Below are 25,255 nucleotides of genomic sequence, written 5' to 3' on the forward strand. Positions count from 1 at the left end.
GCGTAAGCGCCAGCCCCCCGGGTCTCCCCCCTGCCCCCCCCGCCGCGCAATGTACGTCAAGTACGTGACGTACTTGGCGCGGAGGGTTCCGATCAGCTGCAGCCCGAGGTGGAGCCGCAGCCCTCGCAGACGTAGCACGAGCCGGCGGGGCGCATCTTCGTCCCGCAGGTCATGCACAGGGGGGCGTCGGCGGCCTTGCCCAGGTGGAGCTCCAGCAGCTCCGTGGAGCTGTGCGCCTCGACGACCTCCGGCTCCGCCGCCGCCACCGCGGGACGGGACGGGGTCGCCTCGACCGAGCTGCGCATGCCCTCGAGGTCCACATCGGACGGCGTGCCGTAGTCGTTGTTGACCTGTGCCGAGCGCTCGTCGGCGGTGAAGATGCCCAGCTGGGCACGCTTCTCGTACGGCAGGTAGTCCAGGGCCAGCCGCCGGAACAGGTAGTCCAGCACGCTCGTCGCGATCCGCACGTCCGGGTCGTCGGTCATACCGGCCGGCTCGAAGCGGAGGTTCTGGAACTTCGAGACGTAGAACTCCAGCGGAATCCCGTACTGCAGACCGACCGAGATGGACATCGAGAACGCGTCCATCACACCCGACAGCGTCGAGCCCTGCTTGCCGAGCTTGACGAAGATCTCCCCCAGACCGTCGTCCGGGTAGGAGCCGGCGTGCAGGTAGCCCTCGGCACCGCCCACGGTGAACGACACGGTCTGCGACGGGCGCTTCTTCGGCAGGCGCTTGCGGACCGGGCGGTACTCGACCACCTTCTCGGGCTCGGCCGCGCCCTTCGCGCCCTTGCCTGCCGACAGCGGCTGGCCGACCTTGCAGTTGTCGCGGTAGATCGCCAGCGCCTTGAGGCCCAGCTTCCAGCCCTCGAAGTAGATCTGCTCGACGTCGGAGACGCTCGCCGATTCCGGCATGTTCACCGTCTTGGAGATCGCGCCGGAGATGAACGGCTGCACCGCGGCCATCATCCGGACGTGGCCCATCGGCGCGATCGAGCGCTCGCCCATCGCGCAGTCGAACACCTCGTAGTGCTCCTGACGCAGGCCGGGCGCGTCGATGACGTGGCCGTGCTCGGCGATGAACTCGACGATCGCCTCGATCTGCTCGTCCTGGTAGCCCAGGGCCTTGAGCGCGCGCGGCACGGTCTGGTTGACGATCTGCATCGAGCCGCCGCCGACCAGCTTCTTGAACTTCACCAGCGCCAGGTCGGGCTCGATGCCGGTAGTGTCGCAGTCCATCATCAGACCGATCGTGCCCGTCGGCGCGAGGACCGACGCCTGCGCGTTGCGCCACCCGTTCGCGGCGCCGACCCGCATGCCCTCCTGCCACTCGCGCGTCGCCAGGCGCTGCACGGCGACGTCGTTGTGGTGGTAGGTGCGGATGAGGTCGTTGGCCGCGGCGTGCTTGCGCATGACCCGCTGGTGCGCGTCGGCGTTGCGGGCGTAGCCCTCGTACGCGCCGACCACACCGGCCAACTCGGCGGAACGCCGGTAGGCGGTGCCGGTCATCAGCGAGGTGATGCTCGCCGCGAGCGCGCGGCCGCCCTCGGAGTCGTAGGCGTGGCCGGTGGCCATCAGCAGCGCGCCCAGGTTGGCGTAGCCGATGCCGAGCTGACGGAACTTGCGGGTGGTGTCGCCGATCGGCTCGGTCGGGAAGTCGGCGAAGCAGATCGAGATGTCCATCGCGGTGATGACCAGCTCGACCGAGCGGGCGAACAGCTCCGCGTCGAACATGCCGTCCTCGCGCAGGAACTTCATCAGGTTCAGCGACGCCAGGTTGCAGCTCGAGTTGTCCAGGTGCAGGTACTCGCTGCACGGGTTGGACGCGGTGATCCGGCCCGACTCCGGGCAGGTGTGCCAGTCGTTGATCGTGTCGTCGTACTGCACACCCGGGTCGGCGCACTCCCACGCGGCCTGCGCCATCTTGCGGAACAGGGTCTTGGCGTCGATCTTCTCGATGACCTCGCCGGTGGTGCGGGCGCGCAGGCCGAACTCGTTACCGGCGTCGACGGCGTGCATGAACTCGTCGGAGACGCGGATCGAGTTGTTGGCGTTCTGGTACTGCACCGAGGTGATGTCGGAGCCGCCGAGGTCCATGTCGAAGCCCGCGTCGCGCAGCACGCGGATCTTCTCCTCCTCCTTGGCCTTGGTCTCGATGAACTCCTCGACATCCGGGTGGTCGACGTCCAGCACGACCATCTTCGCCGCGCGCCGGGTCGCGCCGCCGGACTTGATCGTGCCGGCGGAGGCGTCGGCGCCGCGCATGAACGACACCGGGCCGGACGCGGTGCCGCCGGAGGACAGCAGTTCCTTGGACGACCGGATCCGGGAGAGGTTGAGGCCGGCACCGGAGCCGCCCTTGAAGATCAGGCCCTCCTCGCGGTACCAGTTCAGGATCGAGTCCATCGTGTCGTCGACGGCGAGGATGAAACACGCGCTGACCTGCTGAGGAGAGCTGGTGCCGACGTTGAACCAGACCGGGGAGTTGAAGCTGAACACCTGGTGCATGAGCATCCAGATCAGCTCGTGCTCGAAGATCTCGGCGTCCTTGGGCGTGGCGAAGTAGCCGTGCTCGACGCCGGCGGTGACGTAGGTCTTGACCACGCGGTCGATCAGCTGCTTGAGGGAGTGCTCGCGGACCGGGGTGCCCACGGCGCCGCGGAAGTACTTGCTGGTGACGATGTTGGTCGCGTTGACCGACCAGAACTCGGGGAACTCGACGCCCCGCTGCTCGAAGTTGACCGACCCGTCACGCCAGTTGGTCATCACCACGTCGCGCTGTTCCCAGGTCACCTCGTCGTAGGGGTGCACCCCCTCGGTGGTGTGTACCCGGCGCACGGTGAGCCCCCGCTCAACCAGCCCACTCTCCGACGCGTCGACGGTTTCCGTCATGACCAGTCCCTCTCCCTCATTGTTCGCTCTCCCCGCCACCGGCCGCACTGCTCGGTGTGCCTGCTGTCTTGCCTCTTGCCGTGCGCGTTGCCTGACTACGGCCCGCCGCCTCGTCCGGCTCACTCCTGCTCCGCTTTCCTCGCGATCGCCTCGCGCAGTCCCGCGATCTCCTTCTCGAAGTCCTCGATCGAGGAGAACGAGCGGTAGACGCTGGCGAACCGCAGGTACGCCACCTCGTCGAGCTCTCGCAGCGGGCCGAGGATCGCCAGGCCCACCTCGTGACTCGGGATCTCCGCGGCCCCGGTGGAGCGGATCGCGTCCTCCACCCGCTGGGCCAGCTGCTGCAGCGCGTCCTCGTCGACGGGCCGGCCCTGGCAGGCCCGGCGCACGCCGGTGACGACCTTCTCCCGGCTGAACGGCTCGGTGACCCCGGACCGCTTCACCACCGCGAGCACGGCCTCCTCGACCGTGGTGAACCGCCGGCTGCACTTGGCGCACGAACGCCGCCTGCGGATGACCTGGCCCTCGTCCACCTCACGTGAGTCGACGACCCGGGAGTCCGAATGACGACAGAACGGGCACCGCATGTCGAACCACCCCTCGTACCCCTCGTGGCGCGCGTCAACCCAACTGGTGATCATCTTGTGGATGCGCGGTGGACAACCCGTGGACAAGTTGCCCCAACCTGTGGACTAACTACAGCGCTGTAACTACTAGATGTTGGGGTCGACGGTATGCCTAGACGCCACATGATGCAAGTCGGGCGACGGACCGGCGAGTCGCGGCCGCGGGACGGCGGGCGGCGGCGACGTCAAGCACGGTCCGTACCAGGGAGACCGGAGCACGGGCGTGGCTCGGTGACGCGCGAGCGAGCGCTCGGCGCGGGACGAAAATGCCGCTGGTCAGCCTTCGGACGGGACGCGCAGGGGACGGCCCGGCTGGAGGTCTTCGGCGAGGGCGCCGTTCAGGTCGCGGATGCGATCGACGACCGCGGCCTGGTCGCTGGACGGAGCCATCCGGGCGGCCAGCTCGGTCAGGCTCTCGCCCGGCTGGACACGCACGACCTCGGTCCGTTCGGGGACCGCGCCGGCACCGGAGTCGGCGAGCAGGCCGAGCCCGACGACCGCCAGGCACACCGACGCGCCGACGGCGAGCATCGCCGGGATCGACAGGCGCTGCCTCGGCGGGCACGCGCGGTGCCTGACCACCCTGGGCGCGCCGGCCACGCGCCGGCGGGTCGGTGGGCCCGAGTAGCCGTGCACCCGGACCCGGCGCGGTGGCGCGGCGACCCGCTCGGCCGCCGGACGAACGCGCGGCGCGGGCACCCCGGCCGGGCGTTGATCTGTGTGTTCGGTCCTGTGGGCCGTCACGCTCATGCCGTCTCCTCGAACAGTCGTTCGATCGAACCTCCGTGCGAATTTGTAGCACAGGACACCGACGGAAAACGACACCCACCCGGCGTGTCGTCGAACAGGTGTTTGATCTCCACCTGGTGGACGGTTAACGTCGAAGTAGCAGTGAAAACACCCGGACCGGAACAAGGTCCGGCGCGCAGGGAGGCAGGGCAGTGCCACGCAAACCCGGAGGAATACCCAAGGGCGTACCCAAGCGGAAGCCGCTGCGGGGCAACCTGCGCAGTTTCCCGGAGGTGAACCCGGGCGACGACACGGAGCTGCCGGTCCGGCAGCGGGAGGTCCTCGAGGTCATCCGCACCTGGGTGGAGCGCTTCGGCTACCCGCCGAGCGTCCGGGAGATCGGCGAGGCGGTCGGCCTGACCTCCACCTCCTCGGTCGCCTACCAGCTGCGTGCCCTCGAGCAGAAGGGCTACCTGCGCCGCGACCCCAACCGGCCGAGGGCCATCGGGGTGCTGCCGCCGGACGCGATCCCCGTGCCAGCCGAGCCGGAGGTGGCCGCCGCGCTGGTCGGTGACCAGGCCACCGAGGGCGCCGCCGCCGCCGAACGCGACACCTCCCCGCAGGCCGCGTACGTGCCCGTGCTCGGCCGGATCGCCGCCGGTGGTCCGATCCTGGCCGAGGAGGCCGTCGAGGACGTCTTCCCGCTGCCGAAGGAGATCGTCGGCGAGGGCTCGCTGTTCCTGCTGCGGGTCACCGGTGACTCGATGGTCGACGCGGCCATCACCGACCAGGACTGGGTCGTGGTGCGCCAGCAGCCGACCGCCGACAACGGGGAGATCGTCGCCGCGATGATCGACGGCGAGGCGACGGTGAAGACGTTCAAGCGCCGGGACGGCCACGTCTGGCTGATGCCGCACAACGACGCCTACGAGCCCATCCCGGGCGACGAGGCCACGATCCTCGGCAAGGTCGTCGCGGTCCTGCGCCGCCTCTGACCTGGCCCGCTAGCGCCGGGACCCTCGGCGCAGGAGCAGGAACACGCCACCCACCAGCGCGACGGCCACCACGGCGGCCGGCAGGACCGGGAGCCCCGGGTCGGTGGGATCGTCGGCGGGGTCCTCGGCGACCGGCTCGGGCTCCGGCGACGGCGCTGGTGGGGACGACGGCGGGGGCGGTGCGACCAGGTCGGCCGCCCCCGGTACGACCCGCACCGGCTCGCCGGTGCCCTCCGAGGCCGACACCAGCGTGCCGTCCGGCTCGAACGCGATCGCCTCGCCCTGGGCCTCGTCGGGCAGCGGCACGCGGGTCGCCTCCGTCGACAGCGCGGCCACCAGGTCGCCGTCGACGTGCCACAGGTAGGCGTCGGTGTAGGTGCGCAGCGCGACCACCGAGCCGTCCTGGCTGGTGGCCCCGCCGGTGACGGTGACCGAGCCGACGAACCCCGGCACCGGTCCGCCGGACGTCGTGGTCGGACTGATCCGCACCGAGCCGACCAGCTCCAGCGGGGTCGGCCCGGGACTCGTGAGCTCCGCCGCCGGGCGGTACACCTTCGCGTTGCCCGAGGTCGACTTCGTGACCACGTACGGGGTGCCGGCGCGGTCCAGCAGCAGCGCCTCGGCGTCGTGCGCGCCGTCGGGGTAGGTGAGCCGGTACAGCGTCCCGTCGCCGTCCGGGGTGAGTGCGATGAGCGCGATCGTCTCCCGGTCCCGGTCGTTGTCTCCGGTGTCGGACAGCCAGAAGGTGCCGTCCGGCGCGCGGGCGAGGTCCTCGACGTCGTAGGGGTCGAGGTCGGCGCCGATCTCCCGCTGGACCACGCAGTCCCGGCCGACCGCGTACACGGTGACCGAGGTGCCACCGTCGTTGACCGCGTACCACCCGTCGGCGTCGGCGACGAGACCGGACAGCTCGGCGAGCCTCGGGTCGGTCATGGTGCACCGCGCCACCGGTGCTGCCGGTTCCGCGGTCGCGGCGGCCGCCGGGGTGGCCGACACCAGCCCCGACAGCAGCAACACCCCGAGTAGAGCTCCCCGCACCTGGCTTGGCACCTCCCGCGTCAACGTTGACGTCCTCCCCCACGTGAACGTGGGGGATTCCGGTCAATGCGGTCTAGGCCGCGCTTCCGGTGGGTTCCTGCTTCGCAGCCGACTGCTCGGGTCGCCCCGAGACTGACACCGGCTCCACAGGCGTTGGTCTGTCGGCCCGTCCGGCCGCCAGAATGTTCACCGCCGCGTTGACGTCCCGGTCATGAACGGTCCCACACGGACACGTCCACGACCGGACATTCAACGACAGCTTCTCGCCGATCACCCCGCAGGTCGAACACCGGCGAGTGGAGGGAAACCACCGGTCCACCCGGCCGAACACGCGGCCGTGCCGGGCGGCCTTGTACCCCAACATCGCCGTGAACGACGTCCAACCGGCGTCGTAAACCGATTTGGCCAGCCGGGTACGCGCCAGGCCAGCCACCGCGAGGTCCTCCACGAACACCGCTTGGTTGTCACGGATGATCCTGGTCGACAGTTTGTGGTGGAAATCCCGGCGAGTGTCGGCGACCCGGGCATGCGCCCTGGCGACCTTCACAACGGCTTTTCTGCGGTTCTGACTACCCCGCTGCTTACGGGACAGAGCTTGCTGCAAACGACGCAACTTCCGGGCGGCCCGGCGCAGAAACTTCGGCGCGGCGATCTTCGTACCGTCGGACAGCACCGCGAAGTGAGTCAACCCCAGATCGATCCCGACCTCCGGCTCGACCGCCGGAAGCGAGGCGTCAGGGGCCTGGACGACGAACGAGGCGAAGTACCGGCCCGCCGCATCCCGGACGATCGTGACCGACGACGGCGGGGCCGGGAGTTCCCGAGACCACCGCACCCGCAGATCCCCGATCTTCGGCAACCGCAACCTGCCATTGTCCAGCACCCGGAACCGAGCGTTCGCGGTGAACCGGACAGCCTGCCGGTTGTCCTTGCGTGACCGGAACCGTGGTGGTGCCACCCGGCGGCCCCGGCGTTTGCCCGACACGGAGGCGAAAAAATTACGGTACGCCACGTTCAGATCGGCCAAGGCCTACTGCAACACCACCGCCGACACCTCACCCAACCACGCCCGTTCCGGCGTGGCCTTGGCGTGGGTGATCACCCGCTTGGACAGCTCGCCATCGGAGAGATAAGACAACCCGGACCGGTGGTTGTCCTGACGTGCGCGCAACCCGTCGTTGAACACGACCCGCGCGCACCCGAACGCCCGCGCCAACGCCTGCCGCTGGGCCGGTGTCGGTTCGACACGGTAGTTGTACCGGAGCCGCACCACCCCACCCTATATCGAGCAGCAAAAACCGCCCGATCTAGAGCACGCTCGACCGTAACCGGCCTCCCGCGCGGCCTTCACCACCGGACTGAAGCCCGGCGCACTGGCCCGCATTCCCGCAGCGCCAGGCGCCGGAGCGGGTGTCAGGCGGAAGTGCCGTTGACCGCGTAGCCCTCCAGCATCCCGGCGAGGTCCGCCTTGACCTTCGCGGCCATCACGGTGCCCTGCTCGGTGTGCCGTTCGGCCAGCACCTCGCCCTCCCGGTGCACGCGGGCCACCAGCTCGCCGCGCGCGTACGGGACCAGCACCTCGACCTCGACCTCCGGCCGGGGCAGCAGCTCGGCGATCCGCTCGCGCAGCGCGTCGACGCCGGTGCCGGCGTGCGCGGAGACGAACACCGCGCCCGGCAGCAGGTGCCGCAGCCTGGCAAGGGCCAGCTCGTCGGTGGCGTCGGTCTTGTTGACCACCACGAGCTCGGTCGGCAGCTTCTCCTCGCGGCGGTCGGCGATCTCGCCGAGCACCTCGCGCACCGCCTCGACCTGCCACTCCGGGTTCGGGTCGGAACCGTCGACGACGTGCACGATGAGGTCGGCGTCGGCCACCTCGTCCAGGGTGGACTGGAACGCGTCGACCAGCTGGTGCGGCAGGTGCCGCACGAAGCCGACGGTGTCGGTGAGCGTGTAGGTGCGCCCGTCCGGCGTCGCGGCGCGGCGGGTGGTGGCGTCCAGGGTGGCGAACAGCGCGTCCTCCACCAGGACCCCGGCCCCGGTCAGCGCGTTGAGCAGGCTCGACTTGCCGGCGTTGGTGTAGCCGGCGATGGCCACGCTCGGCACCGCGTTGGCCACGCGACGGCCGCGCTTGGTGTCCCGCACGGTGCTCATCGCGGTGATCTCCTTGCGGAGCTTGGAGATCCTGGTCCGGATGCGCCTGCGGTCGGTCTCCAGCTTCGTCTCACCTGGACCGCGCAGACCGACACCGCCGGTCGCGCCGCCCGCCCGGCCGCCGGCCTGCCGGGACAGCGCCTCACCCCACCCGCGCAGGCGCGGGAGGAAGTACTGCAGCTGGGCCAGCTCGACCTGGGCCTTGCCCTCCTTGGAGCGGGCGTGCTGGGCGAAGATGTCGAGGATCAGCGCCGTGCGGTCGATGACCTTGACCTTGAGCCGCGCCTCCAGCTGGCGCAGCTGGGACGGCGAGAGCTCCCCGTCGCAGATGACCGTGTCGGCGCCGGTGGCGGCGACCACGTCACCCAGCTCGGTGACCTTGCCGGAGCCGACGTAGGTGGCCGGGTCGGGGCGGTCGCGGCGCTGCACGAGGCCTTCGAGCACCTCCGAGCCCGCGGTCTCGGCGAGCCGGGCGAGCTCGGCGAGCGACGCCTCGGACTGCGCGGCGCTGCCCTCGGTCCACACGCCGACCAGTACGACCCGTTCGAGTCGGAGCCGCCGGTACTCGACCTCGGTGATGTCCGCGAGTTCGGTCGACAGACCGGAGACCCGCCGCAGCGCGGCGCGGTCGGAGAGCTCGAGTTCACCCGCAGAGAGCTCAGCCAGGTCAGTCAACCCGTCTTCGGTTTGCCGCTGATTGAGGTTCTCTGTCACGTGGTGAATTCCTCCCGTTGGTCGATCCGTGTACCGGAAATGGTCGCACGGTTCGGCGGGCGGATCGACCAGTTTTACCCGCCGACCGAGTCCCACCAGCCGCGATCCAGCTCGCCGCGCGCGACGAACACCGCCGGGCCGGTGAGGGTGCAGGTGTCCTCGTCGACGACGACCCGCACCCGCCCACCTGGTATGTCAACGTCCGCGGTGCCCGTTTTGTGCCCGGCACGGTGCAGGACCCCGGCGACCGCCGCGACGGTGCCGGTTCCGCAGGAGCGGGTCTCGCCGACGCCGCGCTCGTGCACCCGCATCCGGATCCGGTCCGGTGCCTCCACCACCACGAACTCCACGTTCACCCCGGCCGGGAAGACCACCCGATCGTGTACCGGCGGCACGGAGAGGTCGAGATCGTGGATCCGGTCGGTGACGCACACCAGATGCGGGTTGCCGACGTCGACGGCGACCCCGGGGAACCGGCGTCCGTCGAGGGTCGCGGCCGACTCGCCGGTCACCCGGGCCGGCCCCATGTCGACGGTGACCTCGCCGCGCTCGTCCACCCGGACGTCGCGGACGCCGGCGCGGGTGCCGACCGGGAACTCCCGGCGCTCGACGAGCCCCTGGTCGAGCAGGTACCTGGCGAAGACCCGCACACCGTTGCCGCACATCTCGGCGATCGACCCGTCGGCGTTGCGGTAGTCCATGAACCACGTGCCGTCCGGCTGTTGCGTCTCGTCGCGCACGACCCGCAGCACGCCGTCGGCGCCGATGCCGGCGCGCCGGTCGCACAACGCGCGCACCCGCGCGGGGGTCAGGTCGAGGGCGTCGTCGGGGTCGGGCAGCAGGACGAAGTCGTTCTCGGTGCCGTGCCCCTTGACGAACGGGATGCTCACCCGGCAGAGCCTAGAGCAGCGGCGACGAGGTCGCTCCTGGTCGCGTCGAGCCACTGGACGCGCTCGTCGCGGCGGAACCAGGAGCGCTGGCGGCGGACGAACCGGCGGGTGGCCCTGGCGGTGGCGTCGGCCGCCTCGGCGAGGTCGTGGTGGCCGTCGAGGGCGTCGAGGACCTGCTGGTACCCGAGGGCGCGGGCGGCGGTGCGACCCTCCCGCAGGCCCTCCTTCTCCAGCCGGCGGACCTCGTCGACCAGGCCGTCGGCGAACATCCCCGTCACCCGCTCGTCGACCCGGGCGTCCAGGGTGTCGGTGTCCAGGTCGAGGCCGAGCTGGACGGTGTCCCAGCGGGCCGGTCCCGGGCGGGGCATGGTCGCGGAGAACGGGCGGCCGGTCAGCTCGATGACCTCGAGCGCGCGGACCACGCGGCGACCGTTGCTCGGCAGGATCGCGGCGGCCGCGATCGGGTCGCGCTCGGTCAGCCGCGCGTGCAGGGTCTCCGCGCCGGTCGCGGCCAGCTCGGCCTCCAGGCGGGCTCGGATGCCGGCATCGGTGCCGGGGAACTCCAGGTCGTCCAGGACGGCGCGGACGTAGAGCCCGGAGCCGCCGACGAGGATCGGGCGCCGGCCGGCGGCGAGCAGGCGTTCGACGACGGCGCGGGCGTCGCGCTGGTACGCGGCGACCGAGGCGGTCTCGGTGACGTCGAGGACGTCGAGCAGGTGGTGCGGCACGCCCCGGCGCTCGGCGTCGGTGACCTTCGCGGTGCCGATGTCCATGCCCCGGTACAGCTGCATGGCGTCGGCGTTGACGACCTCGCCGCCCAGGGCCTCGGCCAGGGCGATGCCGAGCCGGGACTTGCCGGTCGCGGTGGGTCCGACGATCGCCACGGGCCTCATCGGGACGGCTCCCAGACCGCGAGGTGGTAGGCCACGCCGAACGGCACCAGCAGGCGGGCGTCGGTGCTCTTCCAGCCGCGCGGGTCGCCTGCGGCGAGCCCGGCGAGCACCTGCCACGGTGCGCGCCCCTCGGCGCCAAGCTCGGCGGCCAGGGCGGGGTCGATGGCCGCCAGGGCGGCGGGGTCGGCGGCGGCGAGGGCGGCGTGCACGGCGTCATCGAACGCGGCGGCTCGCGGGTCGGGCCGGCCGACCGCGCGCTCACCGTGCCGGTGCGAGCCGTCGCCGAGGACGAGCAGGCCGACGGGTTCCGGGCCGGCGAGTTCGCGGGCGAGGCGCTCGCCGTACTCGCGGCAGGCCGCGGCCGGCAGGTCGGGCGGGACGAGCCGGACGGGTACCTCGGTGGCCCCCGCTCGCTCGCGGAGCCAGCCGGCGACCAGCGCGGGCAGCGGCATGGCGGGGTCCGGCACCGCGGTACGCGCGGGGTTCGCGGACAACCGGGCGACGACGTCGACGCCGAACCCGGCGAACGTGCCGGCCTGGTGCGCGTCGAGGTCGCGGGCACCGGCCGGGTCGGCGCCGAGCCCGACCCAGCGGGACGCGGCGGCGGCCAGTTCGGCGGCCACGGCGACGGTGGCGTCGCGGACGACGCGCACCTCCGGGTGGTCGCCGCCGACGAGCTCGGGCACCAGCAGCGGCGGGTGCGGGACGACGGCGACGCGGGCGATCACGGTGTTCGAGGCTACCCATTCCCCCGGAAGGTGAACGCTCCGGACTCGAGGCGTCACCCTGTGCTGTCGGTGCCCACCATGGAGTACCGGGCCGGGCCATGACCTGTTTGAATGCGCGCGGGTACCGCGCGAGTTTCTACGACCCTGGGCGGGTCGGGTACCGACGTTGCCAGGCCCCGTGGGAGCGGGGCGCCCGCACGGTAGCGGGCGACGCAGGCGGGAGGAGCCGGCCATGACGGACAGGGACACGAGCCAGGACACGAGCGCAGCCCCGGAGCCGGAGGCCACAGCGCAGACCACGGCGCGGACCACGGCGCCGGCAGCGGAGGAGGCAGCCGCCCCCGCTGCGCCGCCACCCGCCGCGGTGATGCCGGCCGCTCCCCTGGCGACCGCGCACGCCGGTCCGGTGGCGGAGGCGTCGGCGGACCCCGGCAAGTGGGGGCGGGTCGACGCCGACGGCACGGTGTACGTGAAGACCGCCGACGGCGAGCGTGCGGTCGGCTCCTGGCAGGCGGGCGACCCGGCCGAGGGCCTGGCGCACTACGCCCGCCGGTTCGACGACGTACGCACCGAGGTCGAGTTGCTGGAGGCGCGGCTGACCGCGGGCTCCGGCGACCCGAAGCACACCCAGACCAGCGCCAAGCACATCAAGGAGAGCCTGACCGACGCGGCGCTGGTCGGTGACCTGGCCGGGCTGTCGGACCGGGTCGACCATGTGCTGGCCCGCGCGCAGCAGGCCGTCGAGGCGGTCAAGCACGCCCGGGACGAGGCACGCAACCAGGCGCTGGCCCGCAAGCAGGAGCTGGTCGCCGAGGTGGAGCAGATCGCCGAGTCGTCCACGCAGTGGAAGGCGGCCGGCGACCGGCTGCGCGCCATCCTGGACGAGTGGAAGACGATCAAGGGCGTCGACCGCAAGACCGACGACCAGCTGTGGAAGCGGTTCTCCAAGGCACGGGACACGTTCAACCGGCGGCGCGGCTCGCACTTCGCCGACCTGGACCGGCAGCGCGGCGCCGCCAAGGAGCGCAAGCAGGAGCTGGTACGCCTGGCCGAGGAGATCTCCGGCTCCGACGACTGGGGCGCCACCGCGGCGCGCTACCGCGAGCTGATGACCGAGTGGAAGGCGGCCGGCCGGGCCCCCAAGGAGGCCGACGACGCGCTGTGGCAGCAGTTCCGGGCGGCACAGGACACCTTCTTCAGCCGCCGGTCCGCGGTGTTCAACGAGCGGGACGCCGAGCTGGTGGAGAACGCCAAGCGCAAGGAGGCGCTGCTGGCGGAGGCCGAGAAGATCAACCCTGGCTCCGACCTGGACGCCGCGCGCAGCCAGCTGCACCGGATCCAGGAGCGCTGGGACGAGATCGGCAAGGTCCCGCGCGAGCGGATCCGCGAACTGGAGGGCAAGCTCCGCGCGATCGAGGACCGGGTCCGCAACGCCGCCGACGCGCAGTGGCGCCGCACCGACCCGGAGGCCGAGGCGCGGGCGGCGCAGTTCCGCGAGCGGGTCGAGCAGTTCGAGGCCCAGGCCGAGAAGGCCCGCGCGGCCGGCGACAAGCGCCGCGCCGAGCAGGCCGAGGCGCAGGCCGCCCAGTGGCGCGAGTGGCTCGCCGCCGCCGAGAACGCGGTCGCCAGCCGTTAGTTCCCTCCTGACGGTCCCCGCGCGTCGGGGACCGTCAGGGCGTCGGGTCCGTGGATGGACGGGACCAGGCGGTGCGGAACCACTGGGCCGCGACCACGATCATCGCGACCTCGGCGATGACCATGCCGATGCCGAGGTCGCCGTCGGAGGACTGGCGGGACCAGATCGCCAGCACGCCGTCGACGCAGGCGAACCAGCCGCCCAGCGCGCACACCCAGGTCACCGCCCACAGCCGGGTGATCAGCGCGAGCGCCGAGGCCAGCACCCCGAACAGCACCGAGGTCGCCGCGAACAGGCGGGGCACCCAGCTCGCCCGGCCGGTGGCGTCGCCGATGCCCAGTAGCACCTCGAACCCCGACGCGCCGCCCAGCCACGGCAGCACCAGGCCCACGATCAACACGAACACGGCGACGGCGATGACGACCGCACGGGCGCCCAGGTCGACGGTCCGGGCGGCCCTGCGCTCCACCTGGTCGATCTCCCGGCGCAGCTCGTCCTCCGGCTCGGTCATGGCGTCGGACACCCGGTCACCTGCTCGCTCACCTCGGGCGGCCCGAACGACGGCAGCCCCAACCCGACCCCGGACGTCTTCGGTCGCACCCCGGCCTCGTGGTGGTCCCCGGCCCTGGTCCGCCGGTGCGACAGCGGCGCACCGTCGGCCACCAGGTGGTGCGGCGCCGCGTAGGTGACCGTGGTCTCCACGATGTCACCGGGCCGCACGTCCAGTCCGGACGGTGCGAAGTGCACCAGTCGCCCGTCCCGCGCCCGGCCGCTCATCCGCCGGGTGTCGGCGTCCTTGCGGCCCTCGCCGACCGACACCAGCACCTCGACCGTCGACCCGACCAGCTCCTTGTTCTGCGCCCAGGACACCTCCTCCTGCACCGCGATCAGCCGGTCGAAGCGGTCCTGCACGACCTCCTTCGGCAGCTGGTCCGGCAGCACGGCGGCGGGGGTGCCCGGTCGCTTGGAGTACTGGAAGGTGAAGGCACTGGAGAACCGGGCCGCCCGCACCACGTTCAGCGTCTCCTCGAAGTCCTCCTCGGTCTCGCCGGGGAAGCCCACGATGATGTCGGTGGTGATCGCCGCGTCCGGCATCGCCGCCCGCACCTTGTCGATGATCGACAGGTAGCGCGCCTGCCGGTAGGACCGGCGCATCGCCTTGAGCACCCGATCCGAGCCGGACTGCAGCGGCATGTGCAGCTGGTGGCAGACGTTCGGGGTCTCGGCCATCGCGGCGATCACGTCGTCGGTGAAGTCCTTGGGGTGCGGCGAGGTGAAGCGGACCCGCTCCAGGCCGTCGACCTCGCCGCACGCGCGCAGCAGCTTCCCGAACGCCAACCGGTCGCCGAACTCGACCCCGTAGGAGTTCACGTTCTGCCCGAGCAGGGTGACCTCGAGGACACCCTCCGCGACCAGGGCTGCCACCTCGGCCAGCACGTCACCCGGCCGGCGGTCCTTCTCCCGGCCGCGCAGCGACGGCACGATGCAGAACGTGCAGGTGTTGTTGCAGCCGACGGAGATCGACACCCAGCCGGAGTGCGCCGAGTCGCGCCGGGCCGGCAGCGTCGAGGGGAACACGTCGAGCGACTCGAGGATCTCCACCTCGGCGCGCTCGTTGTGCCGGGCGCGGTCCAGCAGCACCGGCAGCGAGCCGATGTTGTGCGTGCCGAACACGACGTCCACCCACGGCGCCTTCCGCACGATGTCGCCGCGGTCCTTCTGCGCGAGGCAGCCGCCCACGGCGATCTGCATGCCCGGGTTCGCGAGTTTCGTTGGCCGCAAGTGGCCAAGGTTCCCGTACAGCTTGTTGTCGGCGTTCTCCCGGACGGCGCAGGTGTTCAGCACCACGACGTCGGGCACGGCGTTGTCGGTGGCCGGCGCGTAGCCCGCGTCCTCCAGCAGGCCGGCCAGCCGCTCGGAGTCGTGCACGTTCATCTGGCAACCGAACGTGCGGACCTGGTAAGTGCGCGTGCTCATCTCAACCGCCAAGGGTACGTGTGACCTAGTTGAAACCTTGGATGTGGTCCGACCGCATGATTCGGGCCGCGAAGGAGGGTAGGTTTCCGCCATTAACCGGCCGCTAGTCTGCACCCCTGACCTGATGCGCGCGTGTGGAGGAGATAGATGACCGAAGCGAACACCGCTCCACCGATGATCCGGATGGTCGAGGTGGACAAGTACTTCGGGCAGCTGCACGTGCTCAAGAACATCAATATCGAGGTGCCGCGAGGCCAGGTCGTGGTGGTGCTCGGGCCGTCCGGCTCGGGCAAGTCCACACTGTGCCGGGCGATCAACCGGCTGGAGCCGATCAACTCCGGCAGCATCGAGATCGACGGCAAGCCGCTGCCCGCCGAGGGCCGGGAGCTCGCCAGCCTGCGCGCCGACGTCGGCATGGTGTTCCAGTCGTTCAACCTGTTCGCGCACAAGACGATCGTGGACAACGTCATGCTCGGGCCGGTGAAGGTCCGCAAGACGCCGAAGGCGGACGCCCGCCGCACCGCGATGGAGCTGCTGGAGCGGGTGGGCATCGCCAACCAGGCCGACAAGTACCCGGCGCAGCTGTCCGGCGGTCAGCAGCAGCGGGCCGCGATCGCCCGCGCGCTGGCGATGCGCCCGAAGGTCATGCTCTTCGACGAGCCCACCTCGGCGCTCGACCCGGAGATGATCAACGAGGTGCTGGACGTGATGAGCACCCTCGCCGAGGAGGGCATGACCATGCTCGTGGTCACCCACGAGATGGGGTTCGCCCGCAACGCGGCCAACCGCGTGGTCTTCATGTCCGACGGCGACATCGTCGAGGACTCCACCCCGCAGGACTTCTTCACCGCGCCCAAGTCGGCCCGCGCGAAGGACTTCCTCAGCAAGATCCTCACGCACTGACGAAAAGTACGGAAACAGGGACGACCCGCGTTCGCGGGTGACCGATCGGAAGGAACGGAAGATGCGGTTCAGCCGAGTACTGCGCGCCGGCGCGCTCGTCGCGGCCACGAGCCTCGCGCTCGCTGCCTGCGGCGGCGGCGGTGACGACGAGGGCGGCAACGGCGGCGGTGGCGGCGAGGGCGGTTCTGGCGACTCGCTCACCATCGGCATCAAGTTCGACCAGCCGGGCCTCGGGCAGCAGACGCCGGACGGCTACGAGGGCTTCGACGTCGACGTCGCGACCTACATCGCCAAGGAAATGGGCGTCAGCGAGGACAGCATCGAGTGGAAGGAAACACCTTCCGCCGAGCGCGAGAACATGATCGACAACGGGGACGTGGACTTCATCGTCGCCACCTACTCGATCACCGACGAGCGCAAGGAGCGGGTCAGCTTCGCCGGCCCGTACTACATCGCGCACCAGGACCTGCTGGTCCGCCAGGACGACAGCGCGATCACCGGCCCGGACTCGCTGAACGGCAAGAAGCTTTGCTCGGTGTCCGGCTCCACCTCGGCGCAGCGGGTGAAGGACGAGTACGCCCAGCAGGTGGACCTGCTGGAGTATGGCGGCTACTCGGAGTGCCTCACCGCCCTGGAGAACGGGCAGGTCGACGCGATCACCACCGACGACGTGATCCTGGCGGGCCTGGCCGCGGCCAACCCCGGCAAGTTCAAGGTCGTGGGTGAGGGCTTCAGCGACGAGAACTACGGCGTCGGCATCCCGAAGGGCGACGCCGAGCTGCAGACCCAGATCAACGACGCCATCACGAAGATGTTCGAGGACGGCGCGTGGAAGGCGGCCATCGACAAGCACCTCGGCCCGGCCGGCTTCGAGGCCCCCGAGCCCCCGGAGATCACCGAGACCTCCGCTTCCTGACCGGCCGGTTCGAAAGACACGCGGTGGCGCGTCGCGGTTCGCGGCGCGCCACCGTTCTCACACAGAGGGTGAGGGTGCGATAGCCCGTGTTCGACTTCCTCAGTGAGTACGACGTGCTCGGTGCGTTCTGGACGAACGTGCAGCTCACGGTCTACTCGGCCATCGGCTCCCTGATCTGGGGCACGATCCTGGCGGGGATGCGGGTCAGCCCGGTCCCGGTGATGCGGGCGTTCAGTACCGCCTACATCAACGTCTTCCGCAACACGCCGCTGACGGTCCTCATCGTGGCCACCTCGCTCGGACTGAACTCCACCCTGGGCGTGACCCTGGGCGGTGAGGACTTCGACCAGATGGGCTTCCGGCTCGCCGTGCTGGGGTTCATCGTCTACACCTCGACCTTCGTGTGCGAGTCGCTCCGTGCGGGGATCAACACGGTTCCGGTCGGGCAGGCGGAGGCGGCGCGCGCGCTCGGCCTCGGCTTCTCCCAGGTACTCGGCATCGTGGTGCTGCCGCAGGCGTTCCGCTCGGTGGTCGCGCCGCTGGCCAGCGTGCTGATCGCGCTGACCAAGAACACCACGGTGGCCGCCGCGATCGGGGTCGACGAGGCCGCACTGCTGATGGACGAGATGATCGAGATCGAGAGCCAGGCGCTGTTCCTGATCACCCTGGTCATCGCGTTCGGCTTCGTGGTGCTGACGTTGCCCACCGGGCTGCTGCTCGGCTGGGTGGCCAAGAAGGTGGCGGTGAAGCGATGAGCGCGCCCTCGGTCCTCTACGACGCTCCCGGTCCCCGCGCCAAGCGGCGCAACCTGCTCTACACCGTGCTGTTCGTGGTGGCGTTCGCCGCGTTGATGTGGTGGGTCATCGGCGCGATGGACGAGAAGGGTCAGCTCGACTGGGCCAAGTGGGAGCCCTACCTCGCCGGCACCGAGGCGTGGACGACGTACCTGCTGCCCGGGCTGGTGAACACCCTCAAGGGGGCAGGGCTGGCGATCCTGATCGCGCTGCCCATCGGTGCGCTGTTCGGCATCGCCCGGATGTCCGACCACTGGTGGATCGCGCGGCCGGCCGGGATGATCGTGGAGTTCTTCCGCGCGGTTCCGGTGCTGGTCATGATGTTTTTCGCGAACGCGGCCTACGCCGAGTTCACCGACATCGACTCGGACGTGCGGCCGCTGTACGCGGTCGTGACCGGACTGGTGATCTACAACTCGTCGGTGCTCGCCGAGGTGGTCCGGGCCGGGATCCTCTCCCTGCCCAAGGGCCAGAGCGAGGCGGCGCTCGCCGTCGGCATGCGCAAGGGCCAGCTGATGACGAACGTGCTGCTGCCACAGGCAGTCACCGCCATGCTGCCGGCGATCGTCAGTCAGATCGTGGTGATCGTCAAGGACACCACGATCGGCGGCGCGCTCCTCGGCTTCGACGAGTTGCTCGCGCAGGCCAGGCCGGCCGCGTCGTTCTACCAGGCGAACACCATCGCCACGCTGGTGGTCATCGCGGTCGTCTTCATCGTGCTCAACTACCTGCTCACGTCGTTCGCGAACTGGCTGGAGCGCCGCCTGCGGCGAGGCAAGAAGAGCACGGGAGCGGTCGTGGGCGGAGACATGGTCGAGGAGCAGGCACCCGGCATGCACCTCACCGACGAGAGCACCGGCCACAGAATGAACTAGCACCGAACGCGGAAGAGGGCGGCCCCCACTCGGGGAGCCGCCCTCTTTTCGTCGGCGGATCAGCGCTTGTGGCTGCCGCGGCGGAAGAGCTGGTTGCCGAGCCAGACGATCGGGTCGTACTTGCGGTCGGCGACGCGCTCCTTCATCGGGATCAGCGCGTTGTCGGTGATCTTGATGTGCTCCGGGCAGACCTCGGTGCAGCACTTGGTGATGTTGCAGTAGCCGAGGCCGTGCTCGTCCTGCGCCTCCCGCACGCGGTCCTCGGTGTCGAGGGGGTGCATCTCCAACTCGGCCACCCGCATCAGGAACCGGGGGCCGGCGAAGTTCTCCTTGTTCTCCTCGTGGTCACGGATGACGTGGCAGGTGTCCTGGCACAGGAAGCACTCGATGCACTTGCGGAACTCCTGCGAGCGCTCGACGTCCTGCTGCTTCATCCGGTACTCGCCGAGGCCGAGGTTCTTCGGCGGCGCGAACGACGGGATCTCCCGTGCCTTCTGGTAGTTGTACGACACGTCGGTGACCAGGTCGCGCACCACCGGGAACGTGCGCAGCGGGGTGACGGTGATCGTCTCGTCCTCGGTGAACACCGACATCCGGGTCATGCACAGCAGGCGCGGCTTGCCGTTGATCTCCGCCGAGCACGAGCCGCACTTGCCGGCCTTGCAGTTCCAGCGGACCGCGAGGTCGGGCGCCTGGGTGGCCTGCAGCCGGTGGATGATGTCGAGGACGACCTCGCCCTCGTTCACCTCGACGATGAAGTCCTCCAGCCCACCGGACTCGTCGTCGCCCCGCCAGATCTTGAAGTTGCCCTTGTAACTCACTGACCGGCCCTCCCCGAGTGCTGCGCCAGCTCCTCGTCGGTGTAGTACTTCTCGAGCTCCGAGAGCTCGAAGAGCTCGAGCAGGTCCTCGCGCATCGGCTCCTGCGGCTTCTCCACGACCACGGCGTACTCGCCGCGCTCGTCCGAGGAGCAGACCAGCAGCTTGTTGCGCCACCGGGACTCCATGCTCGGGAAGTCGTCGCGGGTGTGGCCGCCTCGGCTCTCCGTGCGCATCAGCGCGGCCTTCGCGACGCACTCGCTGACGAGCAGCATGTTCCACAGGTCGAGGCTCAGGTGCCAGCCCGGGTTGAACTCGCGGCGGCCCTCCACCGCGACGAACTTGGCCCGCTCCCGCAGCTCGACGAGCTTGTCCAGCGCCTGCTGGATCTCGTCCTCCTTGCGGATGATGCCGACCAGGTCGTTCATCGACTGCTGGAGCTCGGCGTGGATGGTGTACGGGTTCTCCGCCTGGCCGTCGGACGGCCAGTCGAACGGCGACACCGCGCGGTGCGCCGCCGCGTCCACCTCGGACTCGGCGACCGTCGGCCTGCGCTCCAGCGAGTCCACATAGGTCGCCGCGCCGAGCCCGGCGCGGCGGCCGAACACGATCAGGTCGGACAGCGAGTTGCCACCGAGCCGGTTGGAGCCGTGCATGCCGCCGGCGACCTCACCGGCCGCGAACAGGCCGGGCACGGTCGAGGACGTGGTGTCCGGGTCGACCTCGACGCCGCCCATCACGTAGTGGCAGGTCGGCCCGACCTCCATCGGCTGCGCGGTGATGTCCACATCGGCCAGTTCCTTGAACTGGTGGTACATCGACGGCAGCCGGCGGCGGATCTCGTCGGCCGGCAGGCGGCTCGCGATGTCCAGGAACACACCGCCGTGCGGTGAGCCGCGGCCTTCCTTGACCTCGGAGTTGATCGCGCGGGCGACCTCGTCCCTCGGCAGCAGGTCGGGCGTCCGGCGGTGGTTGTCCTGGTCGTTGTACCAGCCGTCGGCCTCCTGCTCGGTCTCGGCGTACTGCCCCTTGAACACGTCGGGGATGTAGCCGAACATGAACCGCTCGCCGGTGGAGTTCTTGAGCACGCCACCGTCGCCCCGGACGCCCTCGGTGACCAGGATGCCCTTCACACTCGGCGGCCAGACCATGCCGGTCGGGTGGAACTGGACGAACTCCATGTTGATCAGGGTCGCGCCGGCGCGCAGGGCGAGCGCGTGCCCGTCCCCGGTGTACTCCCAGGAGTTCGAGGTGACCTTGAAGGACTTGCCGATGCCGCCGGTGGCGAGCACGATCGCCGGCGTCCGGAACAGCAGGAACTTGCCGCTGTCGCGCCAGTAGGCGAACGCGCCGGCGATCCGGTCGCCGTCCTTGATCAGCTCGGTGACCGTGCACTCGGGGAAGACCTTGAGCATGGCCTCGTAGTCGCCGTGCTCCTCGAAGTCCTCCTGCTGCAGCGACACGATCTTCTGCTGCATGGTGCGGATCATCTCGAGGCCGGTGCGGTCACCGACGTGCGCCAGGCGGGGGTAGGTGTGGCCGCCGAAGTTGCGCTGGCTGATCTTGCCGTCCTTGGTGCGGTCGAACAGCGCGCCGTAGGTCTCCAGCTCCCAGACCCGCTCCGGCGCCTCCTTGGCGTGCAGCTCGGCCATCCGCCAGTTGTTGAGGAACTTCCCGCCACGCATGGTGTCGCGGAAGTGGACCTCCCAGTTGTCCTTGGCGTTGACGTTGCCCATCGAGGCGGCACAGCCGCCCTCGGCCATCACCGTGTGCGCCTTGCCGAAGAGCGACTTGCTCACGATGGCGGTGCGCTTGCCCTGCTGCCGGGCCTCGATGGCGGCCCGCAGGCCGGCACCGCCGGCACCGATGACCACGACGTCGAAGTCGAACCGTTCGACCTGAACCTGAACCATGAGTCCTTCTCAGTCTCAGTTGAAGATACGCAGGTCGGTGATCCAGCCAGCGGCCACCGACATGATGTACGCGTCGGTCAGGATCACCGTGACCAGCGAGATCATGGCGTACTGGCCGTGCCGCGCGTTGAGCTTGGACACGAAGGTCCAGTAGCGGTAGCGCAGCGGGTGCTTGGAGAAGTTCTTCAGCCTGCCGCCGACGATGTGCCGGCAGGCGTGGCAGGAGAGCGTGTAGCAGACCAGCATCGCCACGTTGATCACGATGATCAGCGTGCCCAGGCCCATCCCGATCCCGCCGTCCTTGCCGTGGAAGGCGAGAACCATGTCGTAGATGTTGATGAGCGCGAAGATCAGGGCGCCGTAGAAGAAGTACCGGTGCGAGTTGAGGATCACCAGCGGGAACTTGCTCTCCCCGGTGTACTTCTTGTGCGGCTCCGGGACCGCGCAGGCGGCCGGCGCGAGGAACAGCGACCGGTACCCGGCCTTGCGGTAGTAGTAACAGGTGCCGCGGAACCCGGCGAGAATGATGAACGTGATGAACGCCATCGGGATGAAGGACGGGATCTCGGGCAGCGGGGTGCCGAAGTGACTGGATCCCGGCACGCACGAGTCACTCAGACAGGGTGAGTACAGGGGCGTGAGGTAGTGCTCCTCGGGCGCCCAGTACCACTGGTTCATGAAGATGCGAACCGTCGCGTAGGCGATGAAGAACAGCAGGATGGCGCCGGTGGTTATCGGGTAGGTTCGCCAGCGGTCGGTTCGAAACGTGCGCTCGGACATTTGCGCCCGACCGGGGGCACCGACGCCAGCCTTCATGGTTGTCCTCGACTCCAGAACGACAGATTTGTTTGTTCGAGACTAACGGTGATCAGCGTGGATGGCGGCGTTCCGCGTGTCACACCGGCAGGACGGCGCCATGCCGCCAACGGTGCCGTCGGTGGCGCGTGCAGAACTACCACATGGTGGAAATCCGCCGGTGGGCGGCCCGCATCGGAGTGGTGTGCGGCACGTCCGGCTGGTCACCCGCTGACCGTACTCCCTGCGTGCGGACGCCCGGAGACGGCCTCCGTCCGGGTGTTGCGCAGCCCACTCGAATGACGGTTTTGTATACAGTGCCGCTGATTAGTCGGCGATTTCGCCGGCACCGCCCGAACGGCGAACTGAATCGCTGCAGTAACCCGTCGGTCGCCGTGTCCACATCAGACCGGGAGCGGATGGTTCAGAGCGGGCCGTCGAGGAGGTCGGTCTCCTCCCCCGCGGCCCGCAGCTCGTCGCGGACGACACGGAAGGCCAGACCCTCGGGGTAGCCGCGACGGGCGAGCATGCCGACCAGCTTCCGGATGCGGGCGGCCTCGTCGGCGGTGGTCAGGGAGCGGATCCGCTTGCGCACCAGCTGGCGCGCGCGTTCCTCCTCGGCCTCGGGGTCCACTGTGGCCACCGCCTCCGCGGCGACCTCGTCGTCGACGCCCTTGCGGCGCAGTTCCACGGCCAGCGCGCGGCGGCCGAGGCCCTGGTAGGTGTGGCGGGAGCGCACCCACACCTCGGCGAAGGCGGCGTCGTCGATCAGGCCCACCTCGTCGAGGCGGCCGAGCACCTGGTCGGCGATGTCCTCGGGGACCTCCTTGCGCAGCAACGCCTGGCGCAGTTCCGCCCGGGTGCGCGGGCGGGCGGTCAACAGGCGCAGGCAGGTGTCCTTCGCCCGCTGGGCCTGCTCCTCGGGAGACGCGGGCCGCTCGGGGGCCTTACCGGAGGACGAGTCGTCGCCGCTCGTCCTCCGGCGGCGCGGGGTGGCCACGGGCCTAGAAGTCGACCGGTGCCGGAGCCGGCTGCTCCGACTCCGCGTCGAGCTTGGCGCCGATGCCCAGCTTGTCCTTGATCCGCTTCTCGATCTCGTTGGCGACGTCGGGGTTGTCGCGCAGGAACTTCCGCGCGTTCTCCTTGCCCTGGCCGAGCTGGTCGCCCTCGTAGGTGTACCAGGCACCGGACTTGCGCAGGATGCCCTGCTCGACGCCCATGTCGATGAGCGAGCCCTCGCGGGACACGCCCTTGCCGTACAGGATGTCGAACTCCGCCTGCTTGAACGGCGGCGCGACCTTGTTCTTGACGACCTTGACCCGGGTACGGTTGCCGACCGGCTCGCCACCGTCCTTGAGCGTCTCGATCCGCCGCACGTCGAGCCGGACCGACGCGTAGAACTTCAGCGCCTTGCCACCGGTCGTCGTCTCCGGCGAGCCGAACATGACGCCGATCTTCTCGCGGAGCTGGTTGATGAAGATCGCGGTGGTGCCGGAGCTGCTCAGGGCGCCGGCGATCTTGCGGAGGGCCTGGCTCATCAGGCGGGCCTGGAGGCCGACGTGGTTGTCACCCATCTCGCCCTCGATCTCGGCGCGGGGGACGAGCGCGGCGACCGAGTCGATGACGAGGATGTCGAGGGCGCCGGAGCGGATGAGCATGTCCGCGATCTCCAGTGCCTGCTCACCGGTGTCGGGCTGGGAGACCAGGAGCGCGTCGGTGTCGACGCCGAGGGCCTTCGCGTACTCGGGGTCGAGCGCGTGCTCGGCGTCGATGAACGCGGCGATGCCGCCCGCCTTCTGCGCGTTGGCCACCGCGTGCAGGGCCAGCGACGTCTTACCGGACGACTCCGGGCCGTAGATCTCCACCACGCGGCCGCGGGGCAGGCCGCCGATGCCCAGCGCCACGTCCAGGGCGATGGAGCCGGTCGGGATGATCTCGATCGGTGCCCGGCTCTCGTCGCCGAGGCGCATGACCGAGCCTTTGCCGAAGTTCTTGTCGATCTGCGCGAGGGCCAGGTCGAGCGCCTTCGCGCGATCGGGTGCTGCTGGTGCCATCTGGGATCCACCTTGGTTGCTTCGAGGCCGTTTCGAACTCACGCTTCGACGCTATCTGGAAGGGGCGACAATTTCGGGCCGCGGGCGGCGGCCTGTGGACAGTCGACCCGGTTGTGGACAACCAGGCTAGCCGAACGCTTGTTCGAGGCTCACGCGACACGCCGGGGCGTATGATGCGCCGGCTCGGATCAGGGGCTTCAGCGGCGGTCCGGCGGGACCTCGAACGCGTCGCACACGGCGCGCCAGATCTCCTTGGTTGGCACGCCGGCCTCCAGGGCCTGGTCGACCGTGCGGCCACCCAGTACGCCGAACACGTGGTCGCGGGCCAGCACGTCGGCCCGGATCTCGCCGAACTCGTCGGCCATCATCTTGCGGAAGACGGTGATACGCATCGACACCAGCCTACGAGACCTGGAGAATCCCGGGCATGCAGCCGACCAGCCTCGAGGCCATCCTGCTCGACATCGCGATCATCGCGGTGCTGGTGACCTCGATCGTGCTCGGCATCCGGGCGCTGCGGAACCGCCGCTAGGCGGGCTGGATCAGGTCCCAGGCGTTGCCGTGGAGGTCCCGGAACACCGCGACCGTGCCGTACGGCTCCCGGCGCGGCTGCTCGTCGAAGCGCACGCCGTTGGCCAGCATCCTGGCGTGGTCGCGGGCGAAGTCGTCGGTGTGCAGGAACAGGCCGACCCGTCCGCCGGTCTGGTCGCCGACGCGGGCCTCCTGCGCCGCCCCCACGGCCCTGGCGAGCAGGACGCCGGTCTCCCGGGCACCGGGCGGGGCGACCACGACCCAACGTTTGCCGTCGCCCAGCGGGGTGTCCTCGCGCAGCTCGAACCCGACCGCGCGGGTGTAGAACTCGATCGCCTCGTCGTAGTCGCGGACGACGAGCGTCACCAGTCCGAGGTGTGGCACG

25 protein-coding genes are annotated in these 25,255 nt (G+C 70.1%); 6 read left to right on the forward strand and 19 right to left on the reverse strand.

Going from position 1 to position 25,255, the window contains the following annotated elements; translation table 11 throughout:
- Positions 1-92: 92 nt before the first annotated feature.
- From JT362_RS13080 to JT362_RS13090, 3 genes are all read right to left on the reverse strand, one after another.
- Entirely contained in the window at positions 93-2,894 is a 2,802-nt protein-coding gene (locus JT362_RS13080; protein ID WP_260191425.1) for a vitamin B12-dependent ribonucleotide reductase, read from the reverse strand.
- 119 nt (positions 2,895-3,013) lie between these two features.
- Entirely contained in the window at positions 3,014-3,481 is a 468-nt protein-coding gene (gene nrdR, locus JT362_RS13085) for a transcriptional regulator NrdR (RefSeq protein ID WP_260191426.1), read from the reverse strand.
- A 315-nt stretch (positions 3,482-3,796) separates the two neighbouring features.
- Positions 3,797-4,270, reverse strand: a complete 474-nt coding sequence (locus JT362_RS13090) for a LysM peptidoglycan-binding domain-containing protein (RefSeq protein ID WP_260191427.1) — start codon at positions 4,268-4,270, stop codon at positions 3,797-3,799.
- Positions 4,271-4,524: 254 nt separating this feature from the next.
- On the opposite strand from JT362_RS13090, the gene lexA reads away from it, so the two are divergent.
- Complete coding sequence (gene lexA / locus JT362_RS13095; RefSeq protein WP_260191588.1) at positions 4,525-5,244, forward strand: transcriptional repressor LexA; 720 nt, start codon at positions 4,525-4,527, stop codon at positions 5,242-5,244.
- Between the two features lie 9 nt (positions 5,245-5,253).
- On the opposite strand, the gene JT362_RS13100 is transcribed toward lexA, so the two are convergent.
- The 7 genes from JT362_RS13100 to JT362_RS13130 form a co-directional block, all read right to left on the reverse strand.
- On the reverse strand, positions 5,254-6,261 hold the full coding sequence (locus JT362_RS13100; protein WP_375546486.1) for an SdiA-regulated/phytase-like domain-containing protein: 1,008 nt from the start codon (positions 6,259-6,261) through the stop codon (positions 5,254-5,256).
- Positions 6,262-6,355: 94 nt separating this feature from the next.
- On the reverse strand, positions 6,356-7,309 hold the full coding sequence (locus JT362_RS13105) for an RNA-guided endonuclease InsQ/TnpB family protein (protein WP_260191428.1): 954 nt from the start codon (positions 7,307-7,309) through the stop codon (positions 6,356-6,358).
- Between the two features lie 3 nt (positions 7,310-7,312).
- Positions 7,313-7,552 carry a helix-turn-helix domain-containing protein gene (locus tag JT362_RS13110; RefSeq protein ID WP_260191429.1) on the reverse strand — a complete coding sequence of 80 codons (240 nt, stop codon included), beginning with the start codon at positions 7,550-7,552 and terminating at the stop codon, positions 7,313-7,315.
- Between the two features lie 143 nt (positions 7,553-7,695).
- Positions 7,696-9,108, reverse strand: a complete 1,413-nt coding sequence (gene hflX / locus JT362_RS13115; protein WP_260191430.1) for a GTPase HflX — start codon at positions 9,106-9,108, stop codon at positions 7,696-7,698.
- 113 nt (positions 9,109-9,221) lie between these two features.
- Positions 9,222-10,037, reverse strand: coding sequence for a diaminopimelate epimerase (gene dapF / locus JT362_RS13120; RefSeq protein WP_260191431.1), 816 nt, complete (start codon positions 10,035-10,037; stop codon positions 9,222-9,224).
- Positions 10,034-10,930 carry a tRNA (adenosine(37)-N6)-dimethylallyltransferase MiaA gene (gene miaA / locus JT362_RS13125; RefSeq protein ID WP_260191432.1) on the reverse strand — a complete coding sequence of 299 codons (897 nt, stop codon included), beginning with the start codon at positions 10,928-10,930 and terminating at the stop codon, positions 10,034-10,036. Before miaA ends, dapF begins: the two co-directional genes overlap by 4 nt.
- Complete coding sequence (locus JT362_RS13130) at positions 10,927-11,658, reverse strand: class III extradiol ring-cleavage dioxygenase family protein (protein ID WP_260191433.1); 732 nt, start codon at positions 11,656-11,658, stop codon at positions 10,927-10,929. Before JT362_RS13130 ends, miaA begins: the two co-directional genes overlap by 4 nt.
- Before the next feature lie 232 nt (positions 11,659-11,890).
- Here JT362_RS13130 and JT362_RS13135 point away from each other — a divergent pair, with 232 nt between their 5' ends.
- The gene (locus JT362_RS13135) at positions 11,891-13,294 is read left to right on the forward strand and encodes a DUF349 domain-containing protein (protein ID WP_260191434.1); all 1,404 of its coding nucleotides are present in this window, start codon (positions 11,891-11,893) and stop codon (positions 13,292-13,294) included.
- A gap of 34 nt (positions 13,295-13,328) precedes the next feature.
- On the opposite strand, the gene JT362_RS13140 is transcribed toward JT362_RS13135, so the two are convergent.
- The gene (locus JT362_RS13140; RefSeq protein ID WP_260191590.1) at positions 13,329-13,805 is read right to left on the reverse strand and encodes an Rv2732c family membrane protein; all 477 of its coding nucleotides are present in this window, start codon (positions 13,803-13,805) and stop codon (positions 13,329-13,331) included.
- Positions 13,802-15,271 carry a tRNA (N6-isopentenyl adenosine(37)-C2)-methylthiotransferase MiaB gene (gene miaB / locus JT362_RS13145; RefSeq protein WP_260191436.1) on the reverse strand — a complete coding sequence of 490 codons (1,470 nt, stop codon included), beginning with the start codon at positions 15,269-15,271 and terminating at the stop codon, positions 13,802-13,804. Before miaB ends, JT362_RS13140 begins: the two co-directional genes overlap by 4 nt.
- A 174-nt stretch (positions 15,272-15,445) precedes the next feature.
- Here miaB and JT362_RS13150 point away from each other — a divergent pair, with 174 nt between their 5' ends.
- The 4 genes from JT362_RS13150 (at position 15,446) to JT362_RS13165 (ending at position 18,759) form a co-directional block, all read left to right on the forward strand.
- Positions 15,446-16,174 carry an amino acid ABC transporter ATP-binding protein gene (locus JT362_RS13150; protein ID WP_260191591.1) on the forward strand — a complete coding sequence of 243 codons (729 nt, stop codon included), beginning with the start codon at positions 15,446-15,448 and terminating at the stop codon, positions 16,172-16,174.
- A gap of 61 nt (positions 16,175-16,235) precedes the next feature.
- Complete coding sequence (locus JT362_RS13155) at positions 16,236-17,090, forward strand: glutamate ABC transporter substrate-binding protein (protein WP_260191438.1); 855 nt, start codon at positions 16,236-16,238, stop codon at positions 17,088-17,090.
- Between the two features lie 86 nt (positions 17,091-17,176).
- Positions 17,177-17,845: an amino acid ABC transporter permease gene (locus JT362_RS13160; RefSeq protein ID WP_260191440.1), complete on the forward strand. Its 669-nt coding sequence runs from the start codon at positions 17,177-17,179 to the stop codon at positions 17,843-17,845.
- Positions 17,842-18,759, forward strand: coding sequence for an amino acid ABC transporter permease (locus JT362_RS13165; RefSeq protein ID WP_260191441.1), 918 nt, complete (start codon positions 17,842-17,844; stop codon positions 18,757-18,759). Before JT362_RS13160 ends, JT362_RS13165 begins: the two co-directional genes overlap by 4 nt.
- Positions 18,760-18,818: 59 nt before the next feature.
- Here JT362_RS13165 and JT362_RS13170 read toward each other — a convergent pair whose 3' ends face one another.
- From JT362_RS13170 to JT362_RS13200, 7 genes are all read right to left on the reverse strand, one after another.
- The gene (locus JT362_RS13170) at positions 18,819-19,580 is read right to left on the reverse strand and encodes a succinate dehydrogenase/fumarate reductase iron-sulfur subunit (RefSeq protein ID WP_260191442.1); all 762 of its coding nucleotides are present in this window, start codon (positions 19,578-19,580) and stop codon (positions 18,819-18,821) included.
- Positions 19,577-21,490 (reverse strand): fumarate reductase/succinate dehydrogenase flavoprotein subunit, encoded by a 1,914-nt coding sequence (locus JT362_RS13175; protein ID WP_260191443.1) that lies wholly within the window; start codon positions 21,488-21,490, stop codon positions 19,577-19,579. The genes JT362_RS13170 and JT362_RS13175 overlap by 4 nt, the downstream gene beginning before the upstream one ends.
- A gap of 15 nt (positions 21,491-21,505) precedes the next feature.
- Positions 21,506-22,270 carry a succinate dehydrogenase subunit SdhC gene (sdhC, locus tag JT362_RS13180; protein ID WP_260191444.1) on the reverse strand — a complete coding sequence of 255 codons (765 nt, stop codon included), beginning with the start codon at positions 22,268-22,270 and terminating at the stop codon, positions 21,506-21,508.
- A gap of 439 nt (positions 22,271-22,709) precedes the next feature.
- Entirely contained in the window at positions 22,710-23,285 is a 576-nt protein-coding gene (locus JT362_RS13185) for a regulatory protein RecX (RefSeq protein ID WP_375546487.1), read from the reverse strand.
- 4 nt (positions 23,286-23,289) lie between these two features.
- Positions 23,290-24,339: a recombinase RecA gene (gene recA, locus JT362_RS13190; RefSeq protein ID WP_260191445.1), complete on the reverse strand. Its 1,050-nt coding sequence runs from the start codon at positions 24,337-24,339 to the stop codon at positions 23,290-23,292.
- A gap of 197 nt (positions 24,340-24,536) precedes the next feature.
- Positions 24,537-24,731, reverse strand: a complete 195-nt coding sequence (locus tag JT362_RS13195) for a DUF3046 domain-containing protein (RefSeq protein WP_260191446.1) — start codon at positions 24,729-24,731, stop codon at positions 24,537-24,539.
- 136 nt (positions 24,732-24,867) lie between these two features.
- On the reverse strand, positions 24,868-25,254 hold the full coding sequence (locus tag JT362_RS13200; RefSeq protein WP_260191447.1) for a VOC family protein: 387 nt from the start codon (positions 25,252-25,254) through the stop codon (positions 24,868-24,870).
- Position 25,255 lies beyond the last annotated feature (1 nt).

The organism is Actinophytocola gossypii, from assembly GCF_025165815.1.
Classification (GTDB): Bacteria; Actinomycetota; Actinomycetes; order Mycobacteriales; family Pseudonocardiaceae; genus Actinophytocola; species Actinophytocola gossypii.

What these genes read in the sequence shown, in the direction of transcription:
- JT362_RS13090 (WP_260191427.1), bottom strand. Translation starts at nt 4,270, where the DNA reads ATGAGCGTGACGGCCCACAGGACCGAACACACAGATCAACGCCCGGCC.
- miaA (WP_260191432.1), bottom strand. Translation starts at nt 10,930, where the DNA reads ATGAGGCCCGTGGCGATCGTCGGACCCACCGCGACCGGCAAGTCCCGG.
- JT362_RS13150 (WP_260191591.1), top strand. Translation starts at nt 15,446, where the DNA reads ATGATCCGGATGGTCGAGGTGGACAAGTACTTCGGGCAGCTGCACGTG.
- miaB (WP_260191436.1), bottom strand. Translation starts at nt 15,271, where the DNA reads ATGAGCACGCGCACTTACCAGGTCCGCACGTTCGGTTGCCAGATGAAC.
- sdhC (WP_260191444.1), bottom strand. Translation starts at nt 22,270, where the DNA reads ATGTCCGAGCGCACGTTTCGAACCGACCGCTGGCGAACCTACCCGATA.
- JT362_RS13135 (WP_260191434.1), top strand. Translation starts at nt 11,891, where the DNA reads ATGACGGACAGGGACACGAGCCAGGACACGAGCGCAGCCCCGGAGCCG.
- recA (WP_260191445.1), bottom strand. Translation starts at nt 24,339, where the DNA reads ATGGCACCAGCAGCACCCGATCGCGCGAAGGCGCTCGACCTGGCCCTC.
- JT362_RS13080 (WP_260191425.1), bottom strand. Translation starts at nt 2,894, where the DNA reads ATGACGGAAACCGTCGACGCGTCGGAGAGTGGGCTGGTTGAGCGGGGG.
- JT362_RS13165 (WP_260191441.1), top strand. Translation starts at nt 17,842, where the DNA reads ATGAGCGCGCCCTCGGTCCTCTACGACGCTCCCGGTCCCCGCGCCAAG.
- JT362_RS13195 (WP_260191446.1), bottom strand. Translation starts at nt 24,731, where the DNA reads ATGCGTATCACCGTCTTCCGCAAGATGATGGCCGACGAGTTCGGCGAG.
- JT362_RS13175 (WP_260191443.1), bottom strand. Translation starts at nt 21,490, where the DNA reads ATGGTTCAGGTTCAGGTCGAACGGTTCGACTTCGACGTCGTGGTCATC.
- nrdR (WP_260191426.1), bottom strand. Translation starts at nt 3,481, where the DNA reads ATGCGGTGCCCGTTCTGTCGTCATTCGGACTCCCGGGTCGTCGACTCA.
- JT362_RS13155 (WP_260191438.1), top strand. Translation starts at nt 16,236, where the DNA reads ATGCGGTTCAGCCGAGTACTGCGCGCCGGCGCGCTCGTCGCGGCCACG.
- JT362_RS13140 (WP_260191590.1), bottom strand. Translation starts at nt 13,805, where the DNA reads ATGACCGAGCCGGAGGACGAGCTGCGCCGGGAGATCGACCAGGTGGAG.